Source organism: Pseudomonas sp. RC4D1, assembly GCF_018390395.1.
GTDB classification, from domain to species: domain Bacteria; phylum Pseudomonadota; class Gammaproteobacteria; order Pseudomonadales; family Pseudomonadaceae; genus Aquipseudomonas; species Aquipseudomonas danubii.
The window spans coordinates 1,451,394-1,476,441 of record NZ_JAHBAW010000001.1 but is presented as its reverse complement, the minus strand read 5'-3'; the positions used below and the strand labels follow the sequence as shown (position 1 = coordinate 1,476,441).

Annotated in this window: 18 protein-coding genes; 6 read left to right on the top strand and 12 right to left on the bottom strand. The window is 64.2% G+C overall.

Features of this window, described 5'->3' with window-relative positions; genetic code table 11:
- Positions 1-65 precede the first annotated feature (65 nt).
- Positions 66-791: a tellurite resistance TerB family protein gene (locus KHO49_RS06665; RefSeq protein ID WP_110652331.1), complete on the bottom strand. Its 726-nt coding sequence runs from the start codon at positions 789-791 to the stop codon at positions 66-68.
- A gap of 402 nt (positions 792-1,193) precedes the next feature.
- Between KHO49_RS06665 and KHO49_RS06660 the strand changes: the two genes are divergently transcribed.
- From KHO49_RS06660 to KHO49_RS06650, 3 genes are all read left to right on the top strand, one after another.
- The gene (locus KHO49_RS06660) at positions 1,194-1,604 is read left to right on the top strand and encodes a hypothetical protein (RefSeq protein WP_102878519.1); all 411 of its coding nucleotides are present in this window, start codon (positions 1,194-1,196) and stop codon (positions 1,602-1,604) included.
- Positions 1,605-1,639: 35 nt separating this feature from the next.
- A complete protein-coding gene (locus tag KHO49_RS06655; RefSeq protein ID WP_249735480.1) occupies positions 1,640-2,662 on the top strand; it encodes an SEL1-like repeat protein in 1,023 nt (340 codons plus the stop codon).
- A 184-nt stretch (positions 2,663-2,846) separates the two neighbouring features.
- Positions 2,847-4,040 carry a DUF418 domain-containing protein gene (locus KHO49_RS06650; protein ID WP_213664795.1) on the top strand — a complete coding sequence of 398 codons (1,194 nt, stop codon included), beginning with the start codon at positions 2,847-2,849 and terminating at the stop codon, positions 4,038-4,040.
- Here KHO49_RS06650 and KHO49_RS06645 read toward each other — a convergent pair.
- The gene (locus KHO49_RS06645) at positions 4,037-4,570 is read right to left on the bottom strand and encodes a GNAT family N-acetyltransferase (RefSeq protein WP_102861323.1); all 534 of its coding nucleotides are present in this window, start codon (positions 4,568-4,570) and stop codon (positions 4,037-4,039) included. The two genes, KHO49_RS06650 and KHO49_RS06645, sit on opposite strands and share 4 nt — an antisense overlap.
- Before the next feature lie 199 nt (positions 4,571-4,769).
- Between KHO49_RS06645 and KHO49_RS06640 the strand changes: the two genes are divergently transcribed.
- Positions 4,770-6,389 (top strand): glucan biosynthesis protein D, encoded by a 1,620-nt coding sequence (locus tag KHO49_RS06640; RefSeq protein WP_102878516.1) that lies wholly within the window; start codon positions 4,770-4,772, stop codon positions 6,387-6,389.
- Positions 6,390-6,552: 163 nt separating this feature from the next.
- Here the strand turns inward: KHO49_RS06640 and KHO49_RS06635 are convergent, their stop codons facing one another.
- From KHO49_RS06635 to KHO49_RS06620, 4 genes are all read right to left on the bottom strand, one after another.
- Complete coding sequence (locus tag KHO49_RS06635; protein ID WP_102878515.1) at positions 6,553-7,659, bottom strand: NADH:flavin oxidoreductase/NADH oxidase; 1,107 nt, start codon at positions 7,657-7,659, stop codon at positions 6,553-6,555.
- 231 nt (positions 7,660-7,890) lie between these two features.
- Complete coding sequence (locus KHO49_RS06630; RefSeq protein ID WP_102878514.1) at positions 7,891-8,274, bottom strand: DUF6124 family protein; 384 nt, start codon at positions 8,272-8,274, stop codon at positions 7,891-7,893.
- Positions 8,275-8,628: 354 nt separating this feature from the next.
- Positions 8,629-10,338 carry a single-stranded-DNA-specific exonuclease RecJ gene (gene recJ, locus KHO49_RS06625; protein ID WP_213664794.1) on the bottom strand — a complete coding sequence of 570 codons (1,710 nt, stop codon included), beginning with the start codon at positions 10,336-10,338 and terminating at the stop codon, positions 8,629-8,631.
- Positions 10,339-10,395: 57 nt separating this feature from the next.
- Positions 10,396-10,938 (bottom strand): YaeQ family protein, encoded by a 543-nt coding sequence (locus KHO49_RS06620; protein ID WP_011059467.1) that lies wholly within the window; start codon positions 10,936-10,938, stop codon positions 10,396-10,398.
- A gap of 219 nt (positions 10,939-11,157) precedes the next feature.
- Here KHO49_RS06620 and KHO49_RS06615 point away from each other — a divergent pair, with 219 nt between their 5' ends.
- Complete coding sequence (locus KHO49_RS06615; protein WP_213664793.1) at positions 11,158-12,894, top strand: tetratricopeptide repeat protein; 1,737 nt, start codon at positions 11,158-11,160, stop codon at positions 12,892-12,894.
- Between the two features lie 139 nt (positions 12,895-13,033).
- Positions 13,034-14,764 carry a hypothetical protein gene (locus tag KHO49_RS06610; protein WP_213664792.1) on the top strand — a complete coding sequence of 577 codons (1,731 nt, stop codon included), beginning with the start codon at positions 13,034-13,036 and terminating at the stop codon, positions 14,762-14,764.
- A 29-nt stretch (positions 14,765-14,793) separates the two neighbouring features.
- On the opposite strand, the gene KHO49_RS06605 is transcribed toward KHO49_RS06610, so the two are convergent.
- The 6 genes from KHO49_RS06605 to bacA all read right to left on the bottom strand — a co-directional run bounded on the left by KHO49_RS06605 (position 14,794) and on the right by bacA (position 25,011).
- Positions 14,794-15,483, bottom strand: a complete 690-nt coding sequence (locus tag KHO49_RS06605) for a phospholipase D-like domain-containing protein (RefSeq protein WP_102878510.1) — start codon at positions 15,481-15,483, stop codon at positions 14,794-14,796.
- A 39-nt stretch (positions 15,484-15,522) separates the two neighbouring features.
- Complete coding sequence (locus tag KHO49_RS06600) at positions 15,523-20,667, bottom strand: DNA repair ATPase (RefSeq protein ID WP_213664791.1); 5,145 nt, start codon at positions 20,665-20,667, stop codon at positions 15,523-15,525.
- Between the two features lie 192 nt (positions 20,668-20,859).
- Positions 20,860-22,935: a flotillin family protein gene (locus KHO49_RS06595; RefSeq protein ID WP_170001087.1), complete on the bottom strand. Its 2,076-nt coding sequence runs from the start codon at positions 22,933-22,935 to the stop codon at positions 20,860-20,862.
- A gap of 36 nt (positions 22,936-22,971) precedes the next feature.
- Positions 22,972-23,613: an OB-fold-containig protein gene (locus KHO49_RS06590; RefSeq protein ID WP_213664790.1), complete on the bottom strand. Its 642-nt coding sequence runs from the start codon at positions 23,611-23,613 to the stop codon at positions 22,972-22,974.
- A gap of 66 nt (positions 23,614-23,679) precedes the next feature.
- Positions 23,680-24,375: a PspA/IM30 family protein gene (locus tag KHO49_RS06585; RefSeq protein ID WP_102861313.1), complete on the bottom strand. Its 696-nt coding sequence runs from the start codon at positions 24,373-24,375 to the stop codon at positions 23,680-23,682.
- Between the two features lie 15 nt (positions 24,376-24,390).
- Positions 24,391-25,011, bottom strand: a complete 621-nt coding sequence (gene bacA / locus KHO49_RS06580; RefSeq protein ID WP_102878507.1) for a biofilm formation regulator BacA — start codon at positions 25,009-25,011, stop codon at positions 24,391-24,393.
- Between the last annotated feature and the right edge of the window lie 37 nt (positions 25,012-25,048).

Sequence of the window (25,048 nt, the reverse complement as noted above, 5' to 3'; positions counted from 1 at the left end):
AAGGTATTTCGGCAATACCTTCCGGCAGAACCGCCATCCTTGGCAAACGACAAGTCCCAGGTGCTTCAGAGAACGCTCTGGCGCACCTGGCTTTCCAGTTCGGCCTTGAGCCCCGGCGCCAGTTTCAACTGACGCGCCAGTTCGTCCAGGTAGGCCTTTTCCATGAAGTGTTCTTCATCCACCAGCATCACGCTGGCCAGGTACATCTCGGCCGCCATCTCCGGGGTGCTGGCAGCACGGGCCACGTCCGCCGGGTCCAGGGGTTTGTTCAACTCGCTGTGCAGCCAGTTCTGCAATTGCGGATCGTTGTCCAGCTTGCGGAACTCGCCTTCGATCAGTGCCCGCTCACGCTCGTCCACGTGACCATCGGCCTTGGCTGCCGCCACCAGGGCCTTGAGGATTGCCTGGCTGTGCTGCTCCACCTGCTGCGCCGGCAGCCGGTCAAGGGTCTGCGGCTCGTTGCGAGGAGCAGTGCCCTGTTGCGCTTGCCAGTTGCCGTAGGCTTTGTAGGCCAGCACTCCGAGAGCCGCCAGGCCGCCATAGGTCAGGGCCTTGCCGCCAAACTTGCGGGCCTTCTTGTTGCCCAGCAGCAAGCCCATGGCGCCAGCTGCCAGTGCCCCGCCGCCCGCTCCGGACAGCAGTCCACCCAGCCCGCCGGCCTGGCCGCCGAGCAAACCGCCAAGACCACTGGAATCGGGCCTGGCCTTGTCCGTTGGCGCCGCGCCTGCCTTGTTCTGCAGCAACTCCTGACCGGACCTGAGTAATTGATCGAGCAATCCACGGGTGTTCATCTGCCGCCTCCGGAAAATTGGGTGTCACATCGACACATAAGGCCGTAAGCCTAGAGAGAAGTGCCCAGGTTCAGGGGGACGATAGTGCTTCTGAATGTTGCTTTCCCAGGAACCGGACAAAGGACCGGACAACAGGCCAGACACATGACCTGCACCACGACCAAGATCCCCTTGCAGGAGCCGGCTTGCCAACGAAGCCCCCCACGCGCGCGAAATGCCTGCATCAAGGGTCCTCGATCAGTACCCACCCAGGCTGCCAGACTGGATTAGCGCCCCGAGTTACGGCACTATCGCCCGCCTGAAAAAACCCGGCGCCACCGACCGGAATCGCTGAAGACCTTCCGGCAGCAAGGATGCGCCCATGCCCCGACAGAACTGCGCCACCGCCCACGAGTGCCGCCCATGAGCCTGGACGCCGTAGGCCGTTATCACCTGATACGCATCATCACCGGCCTCGTGCCCCTTTCGCTGCCGGCGCCGCTGTTCTATCTGGCACATGTCTGGGGCATATCGGTGTATCGCAGCCACTTCGGTTCCATCGCCAAGGGCTTCGGCCTGGGAATGATGGTGGAACTCCTGCTCCAATTGCTGATCCTCGTCAGCGTGCTGGTGGCCCTGGTGCCCAACCTGAAGGCCAAGCTGGGCCTGGTCGGCGCCCTGGTGCTGTTCACCGCCTGGGCGATGTTTCCCGACCATCCGATACGTGGCTACGTCTATTGCTTCCTGATGAGCGTGCCGCTGCTGCTGGCAATCTGGCTGGCGCAGTGGCTGTGCCGCTGCTGCGTGCCGACACCCCCGCCGGACACGCCATGAACCGCGCTCCGCCTCCAACCTCGATGAGTTCGCCGATGCCCGCCCTTCGTCATCTCTTGCGCCCGTTGCTCGCCGCCCTGTTGCTTGGCGCCGCCACCCAGGCGGCCCAGGCCGCTGCCCCCGCCTGCCCGTCCAGCGACCTGCCGACCTTCCTCAAGGCCTTTGCCAGCAGCCCGGAGCTGCAGCAGGCGTTCACCGATTCGCCGCTGATCGAACAGCGCCCGAGCCATGACGAGTACGGCCGCGAGATCACCACCCGGCACAAGCTGACGGGCGATACCCGCCACCTGCTGACCCTGCTCGATCCACAGGCCCAGGCTCGGGCCGGACTGCAAGCCTTCTGGGAGAGCCAGACCCTGGTGGTGCATGATCCGCTGGGCGACGTGGTCCAGGCCTTCGTCTTTCAACAGGGCGCCTGCTGGCAACTGGTGCGGGTGGAGCAGTGGTCCATGGACGGCCTGCTCAACCAGGACGCCCCGGCCAATGAAACCGCCCTGCAGCGACAGATGCGCAAGGCCGATCTGTTCCTGGGCTACGGCGGTCGCGAGCAGTACCTGTTGACCCAGTACTTCTTCGAGCTGGGCCAGCAGCTTCTGCTGGACGCCGCCCGGCATGGCTCGGCCACGGCGGCGGTGCGGGCAGTGAGCCTGGGTTACTCGGGCATGGCACCGGAGCTCAAGCCCGGGGAGCCGGAAGAACTGCTGCTGCCTTACGCCCAGGCCGATGCCGAGGCGGCGTTGATGCTGTCGATGTACTACTGCGACCCCCGCGGCGATGGCTCCGTCAATGAATGCCAGCAACCGCGCAAGTCCGAAGAGCTGGTGCAGCGCACCGCCCGGGAACTGGACTCGGCCGACGCCTACTACTACCTGGGCAGCGGCTACGCCGAGGGCAAGTGGGGCACCACCGATGGCCCCCGGGCCCTGGCCTGCTACCGGGAAGCGATCAAGCGCGGCGACCTGAACAGCATTCGGCCCCTGACCTGGTGGACGAAAAAAGGCCAAACACCCGCCGGTGAAGCCCAGTGCCTGCCAGCCACGGCGCCGGCGGGGAGCTGACCCCGGAGCGGCGTGCCGGCCCCGGGGCGGACACGGCGCCGCAGGTTTGTTGACTTTTTTTCACAAGAGTTTGATTGCCCGCACACCGCCTGATCGCGTTAATTGAGCCTTCACTCCATTCACCGACAGGCCCGCCCATGCACCTCGCCGCTCTGGAACACGCCCCGCAGCCCAGGTCCCGGAAATGAACGCGCCGTTGCCGCGCCAGGCGTCACGCCTGCAGCAGGTCGACGCCCTGCGCGGCTTCGCTCTGCTGGGCATCCTGGCGGTGAACATCTGGTCTTTCGCCGACCCCTACTACGCCTCGCCGGTCAGCAACCCGGCCTACGCCAGCGACCTCGACCACCTGATCCGCTGGCTGGTGTCGGTGCTGTTCGAGGCCAAGTTCTACCTGCTGTTCTCCTTCCTGTTTGGCTACAGCTTCACCCTGCAGATGGCCTCCGCCGAGCGGGCGGGCGAACGCTTCGTGCCGCGCATGCTGCGGCGGCAACTGGCCTTGCTGGCCATCGGCCTGGTGCACGGCGCACTGCTGTTCTACGGCGAGATCCTCATCCTGTACGCCCTGCTGGGCCTGGTGCTGCTGGCGCTGCGCGGGTTGTCGGCAAGGTGGGCCGCGACCCTGGCGCTGGTGCTGATCACGGGAACCGCCGGGCTGATCCTGCTGTTGGGTGTCCAACTGCTGAGCGCCGGTCTCTACACCGGCGCCGCCGACGGCGCAGCGGTGCTCAAGGACATGGCCCTGGGTGGCGATGCCCTGGATACCCTGGCCTACAACGCCTCTCACCTGCTGGAGACCGCTTCTGCCCTGTGGCTACTGCAGGGCCCCAGCACCCTGGCGATGTTCCTGCTGGGCTATGTCGCCGGGCGCAAAGGCCTGCTAGTGGCGCCTTACCGCTTTGAACGCAGGCTGCCAGGGCTGCTGGCCCTGACCCTGCCCCTGGGCCTGGGTGGCGCCCTGCTTTACGGATACTGGGCAGCCTACGCCCCCGGTGGTGGTCTGGAAGTCATCGGCTACGGCATCAGCCAACTGACCGCGCCACTGCTCTCGGCCAGTTACGCCATGCTGCTGCTCAGGGCCTTTAATTCCCCTCTGGGCCAGCGTCTGTGCCAACGCCTGGCCCCTCTGGGCCGGATGTCCCTGAGCAACTACCTGCTGCAATCACTGATCCTCTGCCTGCTGTTCACCGGCTACGGACTGGGGCTGATCAACCATCTGTCGCCGCTGTGGATGCCCGTCCTGGTAATCGCCATCTACTTGTTGCAGATGCAACTCAGCGCCCTGTGGCTGCGTTCTCATCAGTACGGCCCTTGCGAGTGGCTGCTGCGGGCGCTGACCATCGGTGCCTGGCCGAGCTGGCGCAAGCCCCTCCAGGCTTAAACCAGACGCAGATAGAGGTGGATATCCTCGGGCTCCAGGCGCAGCAGCTCGGGGTCCGGGATGGCCAGCAGCTCACAGCCCAGGCCGGTGTAAAAATCCACGGTGTGCCGCGACGGCGTGGCCGACACGTACAAGCCCTGGGCGCCCATGAACAGGGCCTGCTCCCGAGCCAGGGCGAAGAGTTGCCGGCCCAGGCCAAGGCCGCGATAAGCCCGGCTCACATGCAGGAACTTCAACTGCCGCAAGTCCAGCCCAGCAGCCTCGATAGGCAGGCAATCCACCACCGCCGCGGCCACCAGAGCCGGGCCATCGAACACCCCGTACAACCAGCCGCCGCGCTGGTAACACTGCTGCAAGATCAGCGCGTCATGCTCGGCCTCGCCCTCCGGCCAGCCCTCCACCACTTCATGCTGGGCATAACGCAGCAGAACCCCCTCCTGCAGGCGGTAGAACTCATCGATGACCTCGGCACGGTCGATCAATTTGAGCCGTTGGATATCGTCTTCGCTGAGCAAGCGCGGGTGCAGCATGGGACAGGTTCCTGGAGCTGATCAGTGGTTACCAATGGACACAAGCTAATCATTTTTCTGCCCCTGGCGAACCGTTTATTCTATCCGCCGTCTGTTTACATTCAGTTGCGTTTGGCCGATGGCTTGACCGAACCTCACCTCGCGATCCCCTCATACAGCCAGGAACGGCTGGGGATCTTTCCCCGTATAAGGTTCACCTATGCACCGCAGGAATCTCCTCAAAGCCTCCATGGCCCTGGCGGCCTACACCGGCCTCTCGGCCAGCGGTCTGCTGGCCGCCAGGGCCTGGGCCGGCGCCGCTGATGGCCAAGCCCAGGCATTCGACTTCGAGCGTCTCAAGGCCCAGGCCAAGCAACTGGCCGGCCAGCGATACGTGGACACCAAGCAGGTGCTGCCACCGACCCTGGCGCAGATGACGCCGCAGAACTTCAACGCCATCCAGTACGACAGCCAGCACTCGCTGTGGAATGACCTGAACGGCCAGCTGGATGTGCAGTTCTTCCATGTGGGCATGGGCTTCAAGCAACCGGTGCGCATGCACAGCGTCGACCCCAAGACCCGTCAGGCGCGGGAAGTGCACTTCCGTCCCGCGCTGTTCAACTACCAGAACACCAGCGTCGACACCGCCCAGCTCAAGGGCGACCTGGGCTTTGCCGGCTTCAAGCTGTTCAAGGCTCCGGAACTGGACAGGCATGACGTGGTGTCCTTCCTCGGCGCCAGCTATTTCCGTGCAGTGGACGCCACCGGCCAGTACGGCCTGTCGGCCCGGGGCCTGGCCATCGACACCTACGCCAAGCGCCGCGAGGAATTCCCCGACTTCACCCAGTTCTGGTTCGAGACCCCGGACAAGGACAGCACCCGCTTCGTGGTCTACGCCTTACTGGATTCGCCAAGCGCCACCGGTGCCTACCGCTTCGACATCGACTGCCAGGCCGAGCGCGTGGTGATGGAGATCGACGCCCACATCAACGCCCGTACAGCCATCGAACAACTGGGCATCGCACCGATGACCAGCATGTTCAGCTGCGGCACCCATGAACGGCGCATGTGCGACACCATCCACCCGCAGATCCACGACTCCGACCGCCTGGCCATGTGGCGCGGCAATGGCGAATGGATCTGCCGCCCGTTGAACAACCCGGCCAACCTGCAGTTCAACGCTTTCGCCGACAAGGACCCGAAGGGCTTCGGCCTGGTGCAGACCGACCACGAGTTCGCCAGCTACCAGGACACCGTGGACTGGTACAGCCGTCGTCCGAGCCTGTGGGTCGAGCCCACCACCGCCTGGGGCGAAGGCAGCATCGACCTACTGGAAATTCCCACCACCGGCGAAACCATGGACAACATCGTGGCCTTCTGGACCCCGAAAAAACCCGTGGCCGCCGGCGACTCCCTGAACTACGGCTACAAGCTCTACTGGAGCGCCCTGCCGCCGGTAGGCACGCCACTGGCCCGGGTCCACGCCACCCGTTCCGGCATGGGCGGCTTCGTCGAAGGCTGGGCCCCGGGCGAGCACTACCCGCCAGTCTGGGCCCGACGCTTTGCCGTGGACTTCACCGGCGGCGGCCTCGATCGTCTGCCCGCCGGCACTGGCATCGAACCGGTGGTCACCGCCTCCAACGGCGAGGTCAAGGACTTCAGCATCCTGGTGCTGGACGAGATCAAGGGCTACCGCATCCTCTTCGACTGGTACCCGACCAACGACAGCGTCGACCCGGTGGAACTGCGGCTGTTCATCCGCACCCAGGACCGCACCCTGAGCGAAACCTGGCTGTACCAGTACTTCCCCCCGGCGCCGGACAAGCGCAAATACCCCTGATCGGCTGACAGCCCCCGGCACACCCCAGGGGCCTCTTCGCCGGCAAGCCGGCTCCTACAGATCGCACCGCCTCCGTAGGAGCGGGCTTGCCCGCGAAGGCGGCCAGCAGTCAGACACAAAAAAACCGGCCCACACGGGCCGGTTTTTTTACATCGGCACAACCTCAATCGCGCAAGTCCGACTCATGAATCGGCTGGTCCCTGTGGGTCGCCCGCTGATACTGCGCCGGCCAGATTGCCTTGCGCCCGCCCAGGTCATCATCGGCATGCAGCGGCCAGTAAGGATCGCGCAGCAGCTCCCGGGCGAGGAAGATGATGTCCGCCTGACAGGTGCGCAGAATGTGCTCGGCCTGGGCCGGCTCAGTGATCAGCCCCACGGTGCCGGTGGCCATGCCCGACTCCTTGCGCACCCGCTCGGCAAAACGCGTCTGATAACCCGGCCCGGTGGGAATCTCGGCATTGGCCGCGGTGCCGCCGGACGACACATCGATCAAATCCACCCCCAGATCCTTGAGGCGCCGCGCCAGCTCGACGGTCTCGTCCGGGTTCCAGCCGTCCTCCACCCAATCGGTGGCCGACACCCGCACAAACAGCGGTAGCTCTTCGGGCCAGACTTTTCGTACCGCCTCGGTCACTTGCAACACCAGGCGAATGCGATTTTCGAACGAGCCGCCGTACAGGTCCTGACGCTGATTGCTCAGGGGCGAGAGGAACTGGTGCAGCAGGTAGCCGTGGGCGGCATGCACTTCCACCACCTTGAAACCAGCTTCCAGGGCGCGTTTGGCGGCCGCGACGAAAGCCTGGATGATCTCGTCGATCTGCCCTTGGTCCAATTGGGTGGGCGGCGTGTGCTGCGGATCGAAGGCAATCCGCGATGGCCCCACCGGCACCCAACCGCCGTCCTCGGGCTTGACGCTGCCGGACTTGCCCAGCCAGGGCCGATGGGTACTGGCCTTGCGCCCGGCATGGGCCAGCTGGATACCCGCCACCGCGCCCTGGGCGGTAATGAAACGGGTGATGCGCTGCAAGGGTTCGATCTGCGCGTCGTTCCACAGGCCCAGGTCCTGGGCGGTGATCCGGCCCTCGGCGGTGACCGCCGTGGCCTCGGTGAAGATCAACCCGGCGCCGCCGACGGCGCGGCTGCCCAGGTGCACCAGATGCCAGTCGTTGGCCAGCCCGTCCACCGACGAGTACTGGCACATGGGCGACACGGCGATGCGGTTGAGCAGGGTCAGTTGACGCAAGGTATAGGGTTCAAGCAGCAGACTCATGGGGCACCTCTCGATCAATGGTCAGGCTCCAGGGTTCTGTTTGAACGGTCGACGAGTGACTGCGAAGTGAAGCGCCCGCCCCCGCGGGTAGAAGAATGACAAAAGGTCACAAGGCCAATCAGACAGTGCTTAGAGACTAGTCGACAACACTGTCGCTGGCAGGGTTCCTGATGGGTGCCGGGCAAAAAACTGTTGCCCTGGCCGCTGCCAGCGGCAGCGGCCAGGGCACTATCAGCCAAGCGGGGCTTGGCGATTGCCATCGAGCAGGGCATCCACCACGCAGCGGGCCATTTCCACCGAATGCACCAGGGACCAGATCAGGCCGCGCTCCACGCCACTGGCCTGCTCGGTGATCTCGTCGGACACCTCCTCGGCGGCCTTGAGCAGCATGGACACATGAATCAACGCTTCTTCGGCACTGATACCGGGGCGCACAGTGAAGGGATTATCGGGGCCCGCAGAACCCGCGGCGGTGGGTTGCAGCGTCGCGATCAGCGAGCCCTCTACGCCGATATTGGCCAGGGCATGGCGAACCCTTTCATTGGCCAGATCGTGGGCAGGATTACGACGGGAAGAAGGAGGGGAAACAGGCGGATCGGGGACGATCTTTTTCATGGTGTAGCTCCTCGACGATGAAGCCTCCACACCTAACGCTGCTAGACGTTTGAAAAGGGTGGCGGCTGTACGCGGGCTAGCAGACCGGGTCGAGGAACCGGTGCGCCCGAAAGCGCCCCCACGCACAGCCGCCATAACAGCACACTGCAAATCTGAATTGCAGTGCTGATGGCATCGCTTGCGTTCGACCCGGGCTGCTATTCCCGATCACTGATAGGCAGTGATGAACCGAGACTAGTCAGCTGAGTAGATCGCCACAAGCGCCCGGGAGTGTCTCGGAAACCCCTTACAAAAGAAAGAGACCTACCGCCATCCCGCTTTCCAAAAGTCTGGCGAAACCAGCCACAGCGTCCCTTAGCGCGGTTCGATATGGGCAATCATCAACTGCACGGTTTCCTGGCCACGGAACTCGTTGAGGTCGAGCTTGTAGGCCAGCTCCACCCAGCGGATGGTCGGGTTGGGCCAGACTTCGCGGTCGATGCCGAAGGCGATGCCGTCCAGCTTCAGTGAGCCGCATTCGCTGCGCAGCACCACTTTCAGGTGACGCTCGCCGACGATGCGTTGTTCCAGCAGTTCGAACACGCCGTGGAACATCGGCTCGGGGAAGTGCTGGCCCCAGGGACCGGCGTGGCGCAGGGCGCGGGCCAGTTCCAGGTGGAACTCTTCCACCGCCAGGGTGCCGTCCGACAGCAGGCGCCCGGTAAGGTCTTCTTCGCGCAGCTGGCGCCGCACTTCTTCGTCGAAGGCCTCGGCAAAGGCCGGGAAGTTCTGCTCCGGCAGCGACAGGCCGGCGGCCATGGCGTGGCCGCCGAACTTGCTGATCAGTTGCGGATGGCGTGCGGCCACGGCGTCCAGGGCGTCGCGTATATGAAAGCCCGGCACCGAACGCGCCGAGCCCTTGAGCATGCCGTCGCCGGCATCGGCAAAGGCGATGGTCGGCCGGTGGTAACGCTCTTTCAGGCGCGAGGCGAGAATCCCGATCACCCCCTGGTGCCACTCGGCGTCGAACAGGCACAGGCCGAACGGCATGGATTCCACCGGCAGCTCCTTGAGCTGGGCCAACGCTTCGCGCTGCATGCCCTGCTCGATGGACTTGCGGTCCTGGTTCAGCTCGTCGAGCTGGGCGGCCATGGCCCGGGCGGCGGATACGTCGTCGCTGAGCAGGCATTCGATGCCCAGGCTCATGTCGTCCAGGCGTCCTGCAGCGTTAAGCCGCGGGCCGAGGATAAAGCCCAGGTCGGTGGAGGTGATGCGCGAGTGATCGCGCTTGGCCACTTCGAGAATCGCCTTGAGCCCCGGCCGCGCGCGACCGGCGCGAATCCGCTCCAGGCCCTGGTGCACCAGGATGCGGTTGTTGGCGTCCAGGGGCACCACGTCTGCCACGCTGCCCAGGGCCACCAGGTCCAGCAGCTCGCCGATGTTCGGCTGCGGCCGGGTTTCATAGCGACCCAGGCTGCGCAGGCGCGCACGCAGGGCCATCAGCACATAGAAGATCACCCCGACCCCGGCCAGGGCCTTGCTGGGGAACTCGCAGCCCGGCTGGTTGGGGTTGACGATGGCGTCCGCCGCCGGCAGTTCATGGCCGGGCAAGTGGTGGTCGGTGACCAGCACTTGCAAGCCTGCTGCCTTGGCTGCGGCCACGCCTTCGACGCTGGAGATGCCGTTGTCCACGGTGATCAGCAGCTGCGGCTCGCGCTGCAGGGCCACGGCGACGATTTCCGGGGTCAGGCCGTAGCCGTATTCGAAGCGGTTGGGCACCAGGTAATCGACGTGGGCCGCGCCCAGCAGGCGCAGGCCCAGCACGCCCACGGTGCTGGCGGTGGCGCCGTCAGCGTCGAAGTCGCCGACAATGAGGATGCGCTGGCGTTGGTCCAGGGCGGTCACCAGCAGGTCCACCGCGGCGTCGATGCCCTTGAGCTGCTGATACGGGATCAGCCGCGCCAGGCTCTTGTCCAACTCCTCCACCGATTGCACGCCACGGGCGGCATAAAGGCGGGTCAGCAGTGGCGGCAGATCGCCAAGAAAGGGCAGGACGGCGGGCAACTCACGGGGTTCGATACGCATGGGCTAACAGCAACTTCTCTTGGAGGACGGTGGATCGTTCAGGGGCAGAGCGGGCGATCAGCCGCGCTCGCCCAGCAGCCATTCCAGCTGCACTTCGTGCTGGCCGCGATCGTCGGTGACGAAGATCGTGCCTTCGCTGATCATCACGTCCCACTTGATGACGCGCGGCATGTCCTTGGCCAGGGTCTCAAGGACCTCCTGGGGCACGCCGGCGATGTTGAGGTTCTTCAGGTTCTTCACCGCGTCCAGCACCCGGGTCTGCCAGACCCGCAGGCTGCCGTAGGCCAGCAGGCTGGTGCGCTCGGTGCGGCGCGAGCACCAGGTCAGGCGATCGGCGTCCGGCTGGCCGACTTCGATCCAGTGCAAGACGCGGTCATCCAGGCTCTTTTCCCACAGGGCGGGTTCATCCACATCCGACAGACCCCGACCGAACGACAGGTGCTCGTTGTACCAGAAGGCGTAGGCCAGCAGCCGCACTGTCATGCGCTCTTCAGTTTCCGAAGGGTGACGGGCGATGGTCTGCTTGACGCTTTCATAGACCCCGCGGTCGAGGTCGGTCAGGTTCAGTTCGAATTTGTAGGTGGTGGACGGCTGGGCCATGTGCGGGCTTCTTGAGTGTGCGAAAAGGCGGCAAGTCTAACCCGAAACCTGCCGCCCTGCCCGACCGCTGACCGGGCCAACCCTGCTCTGGATGACATCCGCTGAAACGCATTGGCTGGGTAAAGTCGGTTGCCAGCCTGTAGCCATGGCTTTATAACCCCGCGCAAACCGGCTGGCGCGTAACGCGCCAACGCCGCAGTTCAATAGAAAAGGACGTCCATGACCCTCTTTGTCATCCTGCTTGTCATCGCACTGGTGTTCATCGCACTGATTCTGTACTCCCGCCGGAAAATCGCCGAACAGAGCGAGGGTCTGGTAATGACCAGCAACCTCACCGCCCAGATCAATCAGACCCTGCTGCTGAGCAAGGCCGAGCCGCTGCTGGCGCTGAAACTGGCAGAGACTTTACCCGGCGAGGCCCGGGAACTGGCCTTGCAACTGGTGGCCAGCGAGCTCTACCTGGCAGGACACAAGGCCCAGGCCCTGGCGATCTACCAGCAACTGCCGCCCCACGCCCGGGACTACGTGCTCAATACCCTGATCGAAACCCTGCTCGACACCGACGATACCCAAGCCTGCCTGGAACTCCTGGAGAACTGGGGTGAAGCCCTGCCCAGCTGGCCGCTGCTGCAAGTGCGTATCCTTCAGGCCCGCGGCGAACAGGACCAGGCCCTGGCCGTACTGGGCGAACTGAGCGACCCGCGCCAAGCGGCCGCCCAGGAACGCCAGAGCATCGGCAACCTGCTGATCCTGGCGCGCCTGCAGCATCAGGCCGGGATGCAGGATGCGGCGCTGGCCAGCGTTGAGCAGGCGTGGTCGGCGTTTGAAGAAACCGAAGAGGGCCATCGCCAGTCGACGCTGCGCAGCCTGTTCGAAGCCTGCGCAACCCTGGGTCAGTTCGACACGATCCTGACCCGGGCCGCGCCATTGCCGGCAGAAGAACAGGCCCAGGCAGTCGCCGCCCTGATCAAGGCCGCTCAGCTGGACTCAGCCCTCAACCTGCTGGCCCCCATCAACGACGCGCTCTACTCCACCACGTACAGCGAACTGATGGACCTGACCCTGGCCCTGCCGCCGATCGATAACGCCCTGCGTCTGCTGGACAAAGCCCCCGAACGGGATCGCTACAGCCTGCTGCTGAGCCTGCTGAACCATCTGGCAGCACAAGGCCAGACCGCAGAAGCCGAAGCACTGCTGCTGACTCTGGAACCTGAACCGAGCCAGCATCCCGGCCTGATGCTCAGCCTCTGTGAGCAGCACCACGCCACACAGCCGCAATGGGCCGAGGCACTGCTGGCCAAGGCGCTGCAACAGATCGACGGTTACAAGAATGACCATGAGTTCTGGAGCGGCATACGCATGCAGGCCCTGCGCACCCAGCTCCAGCTGCAAAGCCGGCTGCCGGCCCATCGCCGGGACAGCTGGCTGGTACGCAGCAGCCTTGAGGAGTTGCACCGCCTGCACCAGCAGCAAGACGGCGAACAGCAATTGCTGTGCATTCGCGAGCAGACCAAGTTGCTGCACGACCTGGGGCAGACCGCCCAGGCCAGGACCCTGTTGGAGCAGGCCCTGGCATTGCTGGACAGCGACAGCCTGCCGGAGGTCGATGAGATGGACACAACCTTCTACCTGGAGGACATCGCCAGCGCCTACCTGAGCATCGACGAAGCAGAGCAGGCCCAGGCCCTGCAGGATCGATTGCACAGCCTGGAGGCCGGTAGTCGCGACCTGGAAGAGGACCTGCTGCTCAATCACATCGAGCACCAGCGTTACGCCCAGGCCATCGAGGCCCTGACCCTGAGCGTCTTGCTCAGCAACAAGAAGCCTCTGTCACGCCTGTATCAGGCCCTGGAGGAGCTGCAGCAACGGGCCCCCGAGCGGGCCAGCGAACTCCAGCAACAGCTGCTGGAGCGGTTTAGCAGCGGGATGGCCTGGCGCGCCTTCCAGGCGAACTGACCCAGCGGCCTTTTGCGCGCCCCCAACGGGGCGCTATTGGCGTCCAAGGGCTTGACCATCGGCTCCAGCCGTTTCAATGCCGGCAGCACATTGCCGCGGTCCGCCAGGCTCAGTTCTCGCCCCCAAGGAAAACCGAATCATGGAAGTGTTTATCATCCTGCTGCTCATCACCGGCGTGATCTCGCTGCTGGTGGTCTATGCCCACAAGGGCAGCAGCAATGACCAGGGCACCAGCCTGGGCATCAACCTGGACGAGGAGGCGCAGATCTATCGCTCGGCGTACCTGAGCGCCGTCGAACCGCAGGTGGCCCTGCAACTGGCCCAGCGCCTGACGGGCAAAGCCCGGCAACAGGGGCTGCTGCAGATACCCGCCGCGCTGTACCGGCAAGGCAACCAGGCCCAGGCCCTGGAAGTCCTGGCCGAGCTCGATGAAACCTACCAGCCCATGGCGCTGTACCGACTGCTCGAAACCCTGCTCGACAAGGACGGCCCGCAGGCGGTGCTGAGCCTGTTGGAGCGCCTGCATCAGCCCCTGCCGTCAGCGCCCCTGCTGCGCATCCCGCTGTTGGTGGCCCGCGGTGAACTTGAGCAGGCCCGCGCCTTGCTGGTGACCTTCGGTGTCGAGCAGTTGAACCAGGGCTGTGCCAGTGAGCACCGAAAGTTGGCGACCCTGCAACGCAGTGTGGGCCTGGCCGAGCAGGCCGCCATCAGCCTCGGCCTGGCCTGGCAACTGCTGCTCAAACAGCCGGCCGACGAACTGGACCCGTATGAAGTGGAACAGACCCTGCGCGAGTTCCGTGCCCAGGGGCAGGACGCGCAGTTCCCGGCCATGGCCGCGCAATTGCCCGCGTCGGCCCAGATCATCGTTGTGGTCTTGCTGATACAAGCCGGGGAATTCGACGCCGGATTCGAACTGCTGGCGCAGAACCCCGAGCCCGATGACTACTGCGGCTACCCACCGCTGCTCAAGCTGATCCTGGACGCCAGCCGCCCGGATCTGGCGGCACCGCTGATCGCCCAGGTGCCAGTGAGACACGCCAGCGAGATGCTGCTGAGCCTGTTGCACTGGCATGTCGCGCGCCATGAGCTGGCCGAGGCCGAGGCGGCCTTGCAGGCCTGCGCGGTCGCGCCCTCGCAGCGTCTCTGGTGCCTGCTCTCTCTGTGGCGCACCTACCTCGAGGAGCACCCGCATTGGTGCGCCCACCTGCTGGAGCAGGCCCTGCTGACACTGGAGACCTGGCGTGGCGCTGAGCAATGGCCGTGGCATCGCCTGCTGATCGTGGAAACCCAGTTGTGGGTGCAGGCTGCCCTGGCGCCCCAGCACCGCGACAGCGAGCTGATCCGCAACGGTCTTGAGGAAGTGGCGCTCCTCAACACCCAGCTCGAATACGCCGATCGCCCGGTGAAACAGGCAGCACAGGCCAAATTGCTGCACGGCCTGGAACAGACCCGGCAAGCCATCGAACTGCTGGACCAGACCGTGCAAGCGCTCGACGACGAAGCTCAGAATGCGGCGATGGACCCTGCGGAAAAAAACTACCACCTGGCACAGCTGGCACTGGTCTACCTCTACATCGACGAGCAGGCAAAAGCCGCCGAGCTCAAGAGCCGCCTGGAACAGAGCATTTCCTATGCCAGCCAGTTGAGCCACGCCACGCTGCTGAACCATATCCGTCAGCAACGTTTCGAAGAAGCCATTGCCGGCCTGGAACTGGGCAGCCTGTTTAACAGCGAAAACCCGCTGCAGCAGTTGCACCTGGCCCTGGAAACCCTGAGCCAGAGCGCCCCCGAACAGGCCCATAGGTTGCGCCAGAAACTCCTCGACAGGCTGGCCGACGACAGCCTCTGGAGTCAGCCGAGCGCCGCCTGAGGCCGAGTACTGGCCCGCCGCGGCACGCCTTAACGCGGCGCGTAGCGGGCCCAGAGTTCGTTGAACTCCTTGAGGTAACTGACCACCAGTTGCGGGTGGTCGATCACCAGCAGGTTTTCCTCGTTGCCGGTGGTGGCGCTGCGGGTCCAGTTGAAGCTGCCGTTGAGCAAGGTTCGGCCATCGAACACGGCGAACTTGTGGTGCATGTGGAACGGCGTGTCGTCGATCCGCACCGGCACCCCGGCCTCGCGTAGCACGGCGATATCGCTGCCGACATCGAACTGCTTTTCACTGTCGCTGATCACCCGCACGGCCACGCCGCGCTGGTGGCAGGCGCGGATTTCGTCGCTCAGTTGATCGTCGGAAATGGTGAACACGCAGATATCCACCGAGATCCGGGCCTGGCGGCACAGGTCGCGGATCTTGCGTCGGCAGTCTTCACCGGGGCTGAAGTGGGCGCTGGCCATGTCGCGCACCGGGGCGCTGTTGGCGTCCAGGGTCTTGACCACCTGCTCCAGCCATTTCAACGCCGGCAGCACATTGGCGCTGTCCGCCAGGCTCAGTTCCCGTACCAGATCGAAAGCCCGATTGCGCAGGTAACGCACCTGATCGGCACTGAGTTCGCTGCCCAGTTGGCGCAGCTCGTCCCGCTCTTCGTTGCTCAGTTTCAGGTCCTGCAGGCTGTCGCGCAGCTGCTGGTCCAGGTGGGCAAAATCCATGTCGTGATCCTTGGCTGTTCGCCGGCAAGCCGGCTCCTACTATTGGGAGTCCTTGAGGGTGGGCACATCGCCGTGGCTGAGCATGCGGCTCAGTTCGTCCACACGCGTGGCGATGTCGCCGATGCGCTGGTGGCTGTGCAGATCGACGTCGATCTTCTTGTGCATGACCTTGATCAGCGGCAGGAAGCTGTTCTCCAGATGCTCGGAGAGGTTTTCCAGCACCGCGCGCAGGTCATGCTGCTGCGCGGGCCGGGCCAGGCCGCGTACGCCTTCCACCAGATCGTTGAGCTGGGCCACGACCCGGGTGCCGACATCGCTGTCGCTGCCGCCCATGGAGCGGTTACGCACGAAGTCGCGCTTGATCTGAGTCCAGCGTTCGCTCTGCTCCGGGGTCTGGTTACCGCGCAGTTCGGCGAGCTTGAGCAGGTTTTCCTCGGCGCCAGTGGTCAGCAACTGGGATTCGCCCTGGTAGTGGTCGGCCAAGAGTTGCAGGAGCTCGGCGTCGTTCATCACCGCCGAGATCTTCTCGGCCATCTTGTTCATGTTGCGGTAGCTGCCCTGCAGCTTGAACGGTGGCTCGCTGCGGTACTGGTCGGCCTGGGCGGCGCTGGCGATGTACTGCTGGTTGACCCGCAGCACCACGTCGCGCACCTGCATCAGGCGTTGCAGGGTGGTGGTGATTTCGTTGATCTCGGCGCCGCTGTAGCTGTGGCTCAGTTCGTTGCTGGAGAAGGCCTTGCCCTCGGCCTTGGCGACGAAACGGTAGACGTCGGCCATGTCGCGGGTGGCCAGGGGCGCCAGCACCGGGTTGGAAGTCAGGCCGTTCTCGATGTAACTCAGGGCGAAGGCTTCCTGCATGCCGCCCAGGGTGTCGCCGAGGTTATAGATGTCGGCCCGGTTGGCCAGCATGTCGGGGATCTTGAACACCTCGCCGGACTCGGTGTACGGGTTGCCCGACATCACCACGCAGAACTTCTTGCCGCGCATGTCGTAGGTCTTGGTGCGGCCTTTCCACACGCCTTCGATGCGCCGGGTGCCGTCGCACAGCGAGATGAATTTCTGCAGGAATTCCGGGTGGGTGTGCTGGATGTCGTCGACATAGAGCATCACGTTGTTGCCCATCTCCAGGGCCAGGTTGAGTTTCTCCAGTTCCTGGCGCGAAGTAGCGTCCGGTGCCTGGGCCGGGTCCAGGGAACGCACCTGGTGACCCAGGGCCGGGCCGTTGATCTTCATGAAGATCAGGCCCAGGCGGTGCGCCACGTATTCCATCAGGGTGGTCTTGCCGTAGCCCGGTGGCGAAATCAGCATTAACAGGCCCATCAGGTCAGTGCGCTTGTTCTCGCCCACGGTGCCCATCTGCTTGGCCAGGTTGTCGCCGATAAAGCCCAGGTACACATCGTTGATCAGCTTGTTGCGCACGAACGAGCTCAGCGGCCGCGGCTTGAATTCGCTCAGGCGCAGGGCCGAGCGTTCACGATTGATGATGCCCTGGCGCAGCGCCTGGTAGCGCTGCAGGCCGGGCAGGAACTGTTCGCGGTGGGCCCGCAGGCGAGCGAAGAAACCATCCACGGTGAGGGACAGGCTGCGCTCGTGAATGCGCGGGTGTTCGCCCATCAGGTTGTCGACCTTGAACCGCAGGTCGACTTCAGTGATGCGTTTGGCAAAGTCTTCCCGCAGCAGCGACAGGGCCACCGCCTCGGGCACGTAGTCGGCCCACTCGACGAACTCGCCCTCGGCGCACAGGGCCGAGAGCCAGTTCTCGGTCAATGCCCACTGTGCAGCAGGCCGCTCCACCAGCCGCGCCAGGGCCTGCTGGTAGTCGTCCCACATCCGCGCGCCCTGCAGACGCAAGGTCAGGGCTTCCTGCAGTTGCTTGGCGTATTTGCTGAAGGTGAATTCGATGCGTTCTGCGGCCAGTTCCTGAACCAGATACTCGGCGGCCTCCGGCAACAGCTCGGCGGCCAGGGTGAAGGCGTGCTGCTGATGCCAGTCACTCAGTGCCGCGAGGATTTCCTCCTGCAACTGCAGCAAGCCTTCACGACGCCCGAACAGCTGCTGAATATGCCGGCTGGTGCGCGCCCGCTCGACCCATTGCTGCGGTTGCGGCTGGTGCTGCTGGCGGCCCCAGAACAGCGTGGCGAAGGCCCGCGCCGCCGCGCCGAAGCGCAGCAGGCCGGCGCTGTCGCGCAGCGGTAGCAGTTGCAACAGGATCGCCGCCGCATCGTGATCGTGAATGCCCTTTTCGTAGCCTTCCTTGTAGCGCGGCGCGGCGAAGTCGCGGATCACCCGCGCCAATTCCTCAGGCTGCGCCAGCAAGGGTTTCAGGCTTTCCAGGCTCAGCCCTTCCACGCCGCGGTCGGCAGCGTCCAGCACTTGCCCGGCCAGGTACTCGGCGCGGTACAGCTGGGCCGATTCCGACTCCAGGGCCACCTGCCAGAAGTCGCGCAGGGCTTCCAGCTCGGGGTCGCGCAGAGGTTCGAGGAAATCCGTGCCGGTGAGGTGCAGGTGCAGTTCGTCGCCCCGGGGCATCAGGGTCAGGTCCAGCTCCTGGGTGTTGACGCTGAAACGGTGGCGCGGCCCCAGCTTGATGACGTTGCCGCCCTCTTCGAACAGTTCGGTCTTGTCGCGCAGCGCCCGTACGGCCTGATCCCGGGCGCCCTTGAGGCGCGACTCGACGTCGTCAGCCTTGACGCTGTCCTTGAGCTCGCGCAGGCGCTCGGCCAGCTCCCGCAGCTTGAGGATCAGCGGGTCGGCGGCGAAGAACGCATTGAGCTCCTCGGCCTGGGTGAACTTGGCGGTGCGCCGGCCGAGGCTGTCGAGAATCCGCCGCGCCGCATCCAACAGGCCCTGGGCCTTGCGCTGGCGCTCGTCGAGCAGCGATTGCTTGTGGGCCTCGAAGGTTTCCAGCAACTCCTCGCGCTTGCCGAGGATGTCGCCGAGGAATTGTTCGTGATCACCGAAGCGGCTTTCCAGCTCCTCCAGCTGCACCAGCAACCGCGACAGCTGCTCGTCGCAACGCTCGGGGTCCTGGGCCTGGGCCAGGGCATTGGTGATGCCCTGGCTGAAGAGTTTGAACTGGGCCCCGAACTGGGCCACGGTTTCGGTCGAGCCCAGGCCCTTGCGCCGCTGTTCGGCACGGGCCTTGGCCTGGTTCAGGCGGGCGTAGATCTGCGAGATGGATTCGATGATCCGGGTGCGCTGGGTGGCGTCGTCGATCTGCAACGAGGCCATCAGGCTCGACAACATGTCCAGGTCGCCAGCCATGGCTTGCAAGGCCCCCAAGGGCTCGCTGAGCTGAGCCACGGTTTCGGCTTTCTGCGCCTGGGCGTCGAGGGTTTCCAGCTGAGTGACGAAGGGCTGCAGGGCCTGATCGCTGGCGAGGAAGGTCGCGGTGCCGGCGGCGGTGCGCTCCTGGGCCTTGAGCAAATCGGCTTCCATGGCGTCGATGCGCGCCACGTCGATGTAGCGGTAGTCGCGAATGGTCAGCAGCAGACCGCGCTGGGCAGTGATGCCGTTAAGGGCATCGACAAAGCTCTGCACCTGATCCCAGCTGTCCACCAGCAGGCTGTCGAGCAGGGTTTTCTGCTTGGCCTCGGCGGCCACCATGGCCTGGTCCGACTGACGGCGGATGCTTTCGACTTTCTCGTACTCATCCAGCACCAGCTCAGAGGTGGAAGCCACCTCGCGCAGCAGCGGCGCCAGGCCATCCAGCTCGGCACTGCCCAACCAGTGGTACACATCGAACAGACGCCGGGTGTTCTGGCACAGCAACGAATAGCGCTGCACCGACACCGCCGGGGTGTCGATCTCGCGGCACAGATCGTAGAGATCGGAGACGCTGCGCACCAGTTCGGCATTGCCGATGCGCCCCAGGAAACCGCTACGGGTCGGTTGCCGCGCGGCGTATTCCTCGGTGAAGAACGGCGTCTGCCAGATCTGCATCGGATGCACCCGGGTCGGCTCTTCGCCCTCAGCGGCGAAGATCACCATGCGCCCGTCTTCCAGGCGTGCGTAGCCGTGACCGAACAGCGGGTTCTGCAACTGGCGGTTGATCATGTTGTAGGTCAGCAGCACCGAGCGGCCCTGCTCCGGGTGGTAGAAGATGTACTGCACATCTTCACCGTTGGGCGAGCGCACCGAGCGCTTGAAGCGCATGCCTTCCATGGACTGTTCGAAGGTCTTGTACTCGCCGCTCTGCAGGTAATAGCCGCCGGGGAAGATGATCCCGTGGTCTTCCGGCAGCTGCACGCAGGCCAGGCCGATGGCGTCGATGCGCTCCACCTGGCGAGTCAGGCTGTTGAACACCAGGTAGCGCCACTGCTCTTCGCGGTACGGCAGGACCTTGAGCAGGATCAGGCTGCCCAGGCGGGCGAATTCGATCTGCGAATCGTCCAGGGATTGGGTCTTGTCCAGCACCTCTTCGCGGTAGATGCCCAGGCCCGACTCGGTGTTGTTCTCGACCTTGATGGTCAGGTCGCCGCCGATGGTTTCGACGAACACCGTGTCGAGGATGTTCAGGTGCGGGAAGCGGCCTTCGACCACCATCTCGCGGGTGGCCTTCTTCCATTCGAAATCGAAGGGCGCCGGCAGGGCGATATCCCGCTCGCCGCGGTTGTCGATGTAACGGACATCCCGTCCGTCCACCGAAATCGACCAGCGGAACACCCGCACATCGGTAACGCGCTCGCCAATCTGGAAACTCGCCAGCAGCTTGCCGTCACGGATCGCCAGTTGCAGCAGGCGGGTGTTCTTGTAATAGGTGTAGAGCTCGTTGAAATCATTGAGGAAGCCCTGGGCAGAAAGGAAGCTGCCTTCCAGGGGCACGGGCTCGGCTTCGTAGCCTTCGCCCTCTTCCACCAGCCGGTAGAGGGAAAACACGTCGGCGACGCTGGTTTCCTTCTTCAGGCCGATAAACACGTTGTAGCCGAACAACAGGCAGTCGCCGACCTGGACGATGTCCCGGGCGATGCAGTTGTTCTCGGTACGGATGCGCACCCGCCCGACCACTTCCATGCGGCTGTTGCCGAACTCGTCGAGACGCCTCTGGTTGAGGTCGTCGGTGGTGGCCCGCAGGCGCTGGCCCTGGTCCAGCAGGCGCTTGTGCAGCACCTCATAGGCGCCGCCTTCGGCGACGGCCTTGTCCAATACGTCCTGCGGGGGAGTTGCGACTTGAGCGTCCGACATCGTGGCCTTCCTGGATCTACGGCGGTGTGCAAAAAAAGCGGGCTCCTCAAACCTGGAGCCCGGTACCCGACACTAGGCCGGTAGCCGCTGCCGCGGGCTGCGTGCTTGAGGGCCCGAAGGCCCTCAAGGGCTGCGCCTCCTACGGAGTCGGTCGCAGCCTTCGGCAGCGGCTACAGGTGTGTCAGGTGTGGGTCAGGCTTCGGCAGACGGCGCGTCGGCCTTGCGCGAGACGGCAGCGGCGGCCAGTTCAGCGGCAACGGCCGGGGCACCCTTGCCATTGAGCAGGCGTGCCAGGACGTCCTGGACCACCGGGCTCTTGCCCACCACGCCCTCGATGGCCTTGCCCACCGACAGCGATTTGGCGAAGGAATTGAAGAAGTCGCCTTCGCCGCCGACGATTTCGATCTTGGCCTTGCTGAGGGCTGCGGACAGCACTTCGGCCTGGTCCTTGGCGATGTCCTTGTTGGCGGCGATGGCGGCCATCGCTTCCTCGAAGTTCTTCTCCAGTTGCATGCGGAACTCTTCGTGCTGGCGAGCGCTGTCGCTGAGGGAATCCAGGGCACCGAACTTCTTGCCCAGGCCTTCGGCTTCGGCGTTCAGACGCTGCAGCAGCACTTCGGCTTCGGCCGAACCCAGGTCCTTGGTGGCCTTGGCCTTGGCCGCGCCCAGTTGCTCTTCGCCACGGGCTTGAGCACCGAGCTTCTCTTCCATGACCTTGGCTTCCGCCAGGCCGTCCTTCTCTTTGGCAGCCGCCTGGGCTTCCATGACGCGGGCGTCGGCCAGGCCTTTTTCCTGCTCGCCGCGAGCTTCGGCAATCAGCTGCTCGGTGCGTACGCGGGCTTGAGCCAGGCCTTCTTTTTCCTGGGCCGCTGCGGTGATTTCCAGCACGCGGGCATCGGCCAGACCAGGCGCGGCGCGCTCGGCTTCCAGGCCTTCGGCCAGGCGCTTCTTGGCTTCGGCCTGTTTAGCCGCCGCTTCCAGTTCGGCCTGGGCCAGGTTGTTGATCTCCACGGCCTTGTGCTTGGAGCGAGTCTCGTCGGCTTCGGCCTGTTTGACCTGACGCACCAGATCCTGCTCGGCTTCGGCCTGGGCCTGGATCACCACCACTTGCTTGGCGCGTTCGGCTTCGGAAATTTCGCGCACTTCCTTGATCCGCTCTTCTTCCTGGGCCACGGTCTTCTCGACCGCTACCCGCTCACGAATCACGGTGGCGATGTTCTTGCGCTGCTCTTCCAGAGCCTTTTCTTTCTCGATGCGCTGCAGTTCCACTTCACGCTCACGGGCCACTACTTCCAGGTCCTTGGCGCGGGTGACTTTCTCCACTTCGATGACCACCGCACGCTGACGGTTCTGCTGGGCCACTTCGACTTCGCGCTGATGGTTCTCGGTGCGCACGTCGATTTCCTGCTGCGACTGAATGCGTGCTTGCTCGGCCTTCAGGCGCTCTTCTTCCTTGACCTTGGCGGTCTCGGCTTCCTCGCGGGCGCGGATGGTTTCGATCTCGCGCTTCTGCCGCGCTTCGGCGTCGGCCTGCTGGCGTTCGAGGGACAGCGAGGCTTCGCGGGTCTCGACGTTCTTCTTCTGGATCGCCAGTTCCTGGTTGCGCTCCAGTTCGTTGGTGATGACGTTCTGCGCCGCGGTCAGCTCGGTGATCTTGCGGATACCTTCGGCGTCGAGGATGTTGCTCGGGTCCAGGGAGTGCTTGGCGGTCTGCTCCAGGTAGTCGATGGCCACGTCTTCCAGCACGTAGCCGTTGAGGTCGTTGCCGATGATCTCGATGATGCGGTCGCGGAAGTCCTGGCGGTTCTCGAACAACTGGACGAAGTCGAACTGCTTGCCCACGGTCTTCAGCGCTTCGGAAAACTTGGCGTTGAACAGCTCGTTGACCGCGGCGCGGTCGGAGGCACGGTCGACACCGATGGCCTTGGCCACCTTGAGCACGTCTTCCTGGGTTTCATTGACCCGCAGGTAGAAAGCCACGGTGATGTCGGCGCGCATGTTGTCGCGGCAGATCAGACCATCCTTGGCCCGACGGTCGACTTCCAGGGTGATCAGCGAGATCCGCATGAACTCCTTGAGGTGGATGACCGGGTACACCAGGGCGCCGGTGAAGTGCACCTTGGGCGTCGAGGACATGTCGTTGACGATCAGCGCCGTGCCTTGGGGGACCTTGATATAGAAGGCCTTGAACAGGGCCAGCAGGCCGAAGACCACCAGAACGACGAGGCCGATCCCGAGCAGGATGGGCAGCAGCGACGGTAAATTCATGCAATCAATCTCCTTTGATTCTGAGGAAGCCCGGGCTCAGAGGCCGCGAAACTCGTCCTCGGTAATGACCCGATAGGCGTGTTGCGCCTCCAGATACTCCAGTAACACGACGCGATCGCCGCGTTTGAAAGCTCGCGCCTCATCGGCACGCACACGCAGGATCAGGCCCGCGCCGCCGTTCTCGAGCACGGCTTCGCCGTGTTCCAGGGTGACTCTGCCGCTGCGTACCACGGCGGTCTGCCCCAGCACCGACTGGCTGCTGGTGGCTTCCATCTTGTGAAACAGCGGACGCAGCGGGCGGCAGATGGCCGCGCTGATGGGGGCCGCCAGAAACAGCGCAACCACAGCCAGCAACAGGCCCAGGGGATAGCGCAGCCAACCCAGGGGCAGGTGGCTGAGGACGTAAAGTTCGGCGAAATAGGTCAGGAACCAGCTGAAGAACATCAGCAGGGTCAGCACCAGGGTGACCGGCACCCCGTTGAGCTTTAACTTGATCAGCAGCCCGGCCAGGCCTTCAGTGGCATGGCCGCCTTCGAGCAGCGAATCAGCCTCGAAGTCCAGCAGATCGACCTCGAGCATGCCCATGGCCACCACGGCCCAGTAGATCACCGCTAGGCAGAGCATGAAGCTGAACAGCACTGTGGGGAACGACAACACTGTCTGCAGGAAGATTTCCATTGCTTTCCTATCCCTGAAAAAGCCGGGCAAGGCCCATCGGCCCCGCCCCTACAACACAACGATGAATCAGGACTTGTTGCGATCCTTGAGGCGCGCCAGCACGCTGTCGGCGCTGGTGCTGCCGGCGACGATCCCGGCCTCGCGCAACTTGGCGTCCAGGGCATCGTCGGGGTTGCTGGTGCTGGCCAGCTCCGCTGCGGCTTCCATCTTCGCCGCACGCTCGGCCTGCTTCTGCTTGATCCGCTCCAGGGACTCCACCGCGGTGTGCAGCTTGCTCTGCGAGCCGCCGTAGCGCTGGGCCACGGCCTGCTGAGCCTTCTGCACGCTCTCGGTGGCCTTGACGGTATCCACCTGTTGTTTCAGATGTTTGATATTGCCTTCGGCCTGGGTCACGGCCTTGCGCAACTGGGCCACGCTGGCGGCAAAGCCATCGGCCTGCTCGCGCTCGACCGCCAGGTCATTTTCCAGATTGGCGATCTTCTGCGCCACTTCCTGGGCAAGATTTTCATTACCCGCTTCCAGGGCCTTGAGGGCGTAGCTTTCATACTCGGCGATCTTCGCCGCGCTGCCGTTGGCGCGCTCGGCGGCGAGTTTCTGCCGGGCCATGATCTCGGCCAGGGCTTCCTTGGACTTACGCAGTTCCTGGTCGGCGTCGCGGATTTCCTGATCGAGAATCCTCAGGGCCTGGCTGTCCACCATGGCTTCGCCCGCCTCATTGGCGCCACCGCGCAGGGCGGTAAGCAACTTGCTCCATACGTTCATGTGCATTCCTCCAGGTCAGGCCTGAGCCTTCAGGTAGCCTTCATAGGCTTCGGTAGCCCTGATCACGTTGCTGGCCAGGGTTTCGATCTCGTAAAGCACGTTGGAGAGGATCGAGGTGGCGCTGAGCGCACCGAACATCATGTAGAAGCGCTCGCCGCCCAAGCCGGTTTCCAGACCGATGCTCGACAGCGGGAACAACTGGCGGCTGAGCAGCACTTCTTCATTGAAGGCTTGCACATCGGTGACTTCGCTTTGCGGCCAGAGCAGGGCTTCGACCAGGATCTGCTCGCCGGACAGGGCGACAAACAGCGGCAGGTCGCCGTATTCGCGCATGGTCACGTGCAAGCTCGGTTCGGCGCCTTCAAGCAGTTCAATGCTGGCTTCGCCGCTGCTGAACAACTCGGTGGCCATCAGGGCCTGGCACAGCGATCGGGCATTCCAGATCTGCGGCATGCTCATTTCTCCATCCTTTTCCACAGGAGCCAGCCCCTCGGAGGGCTGACGCAGTTTGCGTTCAACCGCCAGCAACGCCTGGGCGTTCTCGGGCAGTATCCAGACTTCCTTTTTCACCAAGCCCTGATCACGCAGGCGCTGGCGGAATAAACGTTGGTAATGGGCTGAGGATTTGTTTTCCATGGCGCACAGACTAGAGCATCACATGTAAGGTTTTCAA

What these genes read in the sequence shown, in the direction of transcription:
- KHO49_RS06665 (WP_110652331.1), bottom strand. Translation starts at nt 791, where the DNA reads ATGAACACCCGTGGATTGCTCGATCAATTACTCAGGTCCGGTCAGGAG.
- KHO49_RS06660 (WP_102878519.1), top strand. Translation starts at nt 1,194, where the DNA reads ATGAGCCTGGACGCCGTAGGCCGTTATCACCTGATACGCATCATCACC.
- KHO49_RS06655 (WP_249735480.1), top strand. Translation starts at nt 1,640, where the DNA reads ATGCCCGCCCTTCGTCATCTCTTGCGCCCGTTGCTCGCCGCCCTGTTG.
- KHO49_RS06650 (WP_213664795.1), top strand. Translation starts at nt 2,847, where the DNA reads ATGAACGCGCCGTTGCCGCGCCAGGCGTCACGCCTGCAGCAGGTCGAC.
- KHO49_RS06645 (WP_102861323.1), bottom strand. Translation starts at nt 4,570, where the DNA reads ATGCTGCACCCGCGCTTGCTCAGCGAAGACGATATCCAACGGCTCAAA.
- KHO49_RS06640 (WP_102878516.1), top strand. Translation starts at nt 4,770, where the DNA reads ATGCACCGCAGGAATCTCCTCAAAGCCTCCATGGCCCTGGCGGCCTAC.
- KHO49_RS06635 (WP_102878515.1), bottom strand. Translation starts at nt 7,659, where the DNA reads ATGAGTCTGCTGCTTGAACCCTATACCTTGCGTCAACTGACCCTGCTC.
- KHO49_RS06630 (WP_102878514.1), bottom strand. Translation starts at nt 8,274, where the DNA reads ATGAAAAAGATCGTCCCCGATCCGCCTGTTTCCCCTCCTTCTTCCCGT.
- recJ (WP_213664794.1), bottom strand. Translation starts at nt 10,338, where the DNA reads ATGCGTATCGAACCCCGTGAGTTGCCCGCCGTCCTGCCCTTTCTTGGC.
- KHO49_RS06620 (WP_011059467.1), bottom strand. Translation starts at nt 10,938, where the DNA reads ATGGCCCAGCCGTCCACCACCTACAAATTCGAACTGAACCTGACCGAC.
- KHO49_RS06615 (WP_213664793.1), top strand. Translation starts at nt 11,158, where the DNA reads ATGACCCTCTTTGTCATCCTGCTTGTCATCGCACTGGTGTTCATCGCA.
- KHO49_RS06610 (WP_213664792.1), top strand. Translation starts at nt 13,034, where the DNA reads ATGGAAGTGTTTATCATCCTGCTGCTCATCACCGGCGTGATCTCGCTG.
- KHO49_RS06605 (WP_102878510.1), bottom strand. Translation starts at nt 15,483, where the DNA reads ATGGATTTTGCCCACCTGGACCAGCAGCTGCGCGACAGCCTGCAGGAC.
- KHO49_RS06600 (WP_213664791.1), bottom strand. Translation starts at nt 20,667, where the DNA reads ATGTCGGACGCTCAAGTCGCAACTCCCCCGCAGGACGTATTGGACAAG.
- KHO49_RS06595 (WP_170001087.1), bottom strand. Translation starts at nt 22,935, where the DNA reads ATGAATTTACCGTCGCTGCTGCCCATCCTGCTCGGGATCGGCCTCGTC.
- KHO49_RS06590 (WP_213664790.1), bottom strand. Translation starts at nt 23,613, where the DNA reads ATGGAAATCTTCCTGCAGACAGTGTTGTCGTTCCCCACAGTGCTGTTC.
- KHO49_RS06585 (WP_102861313.1), bottom strand. Translation starts at nt 24,375, where the DNA reads ATGAACGTATGGAGCAAGTTGCTTACCGCCCTGCGCGGTGGCGCCAAT.
- bacA (WP_102878507.1), bottom strand. Translation starts at nt 25,011, where the DNA reads ATGGAAAACAAATCCTCAGCCCATTACCAACGTTTATTCCGCCAGCGC.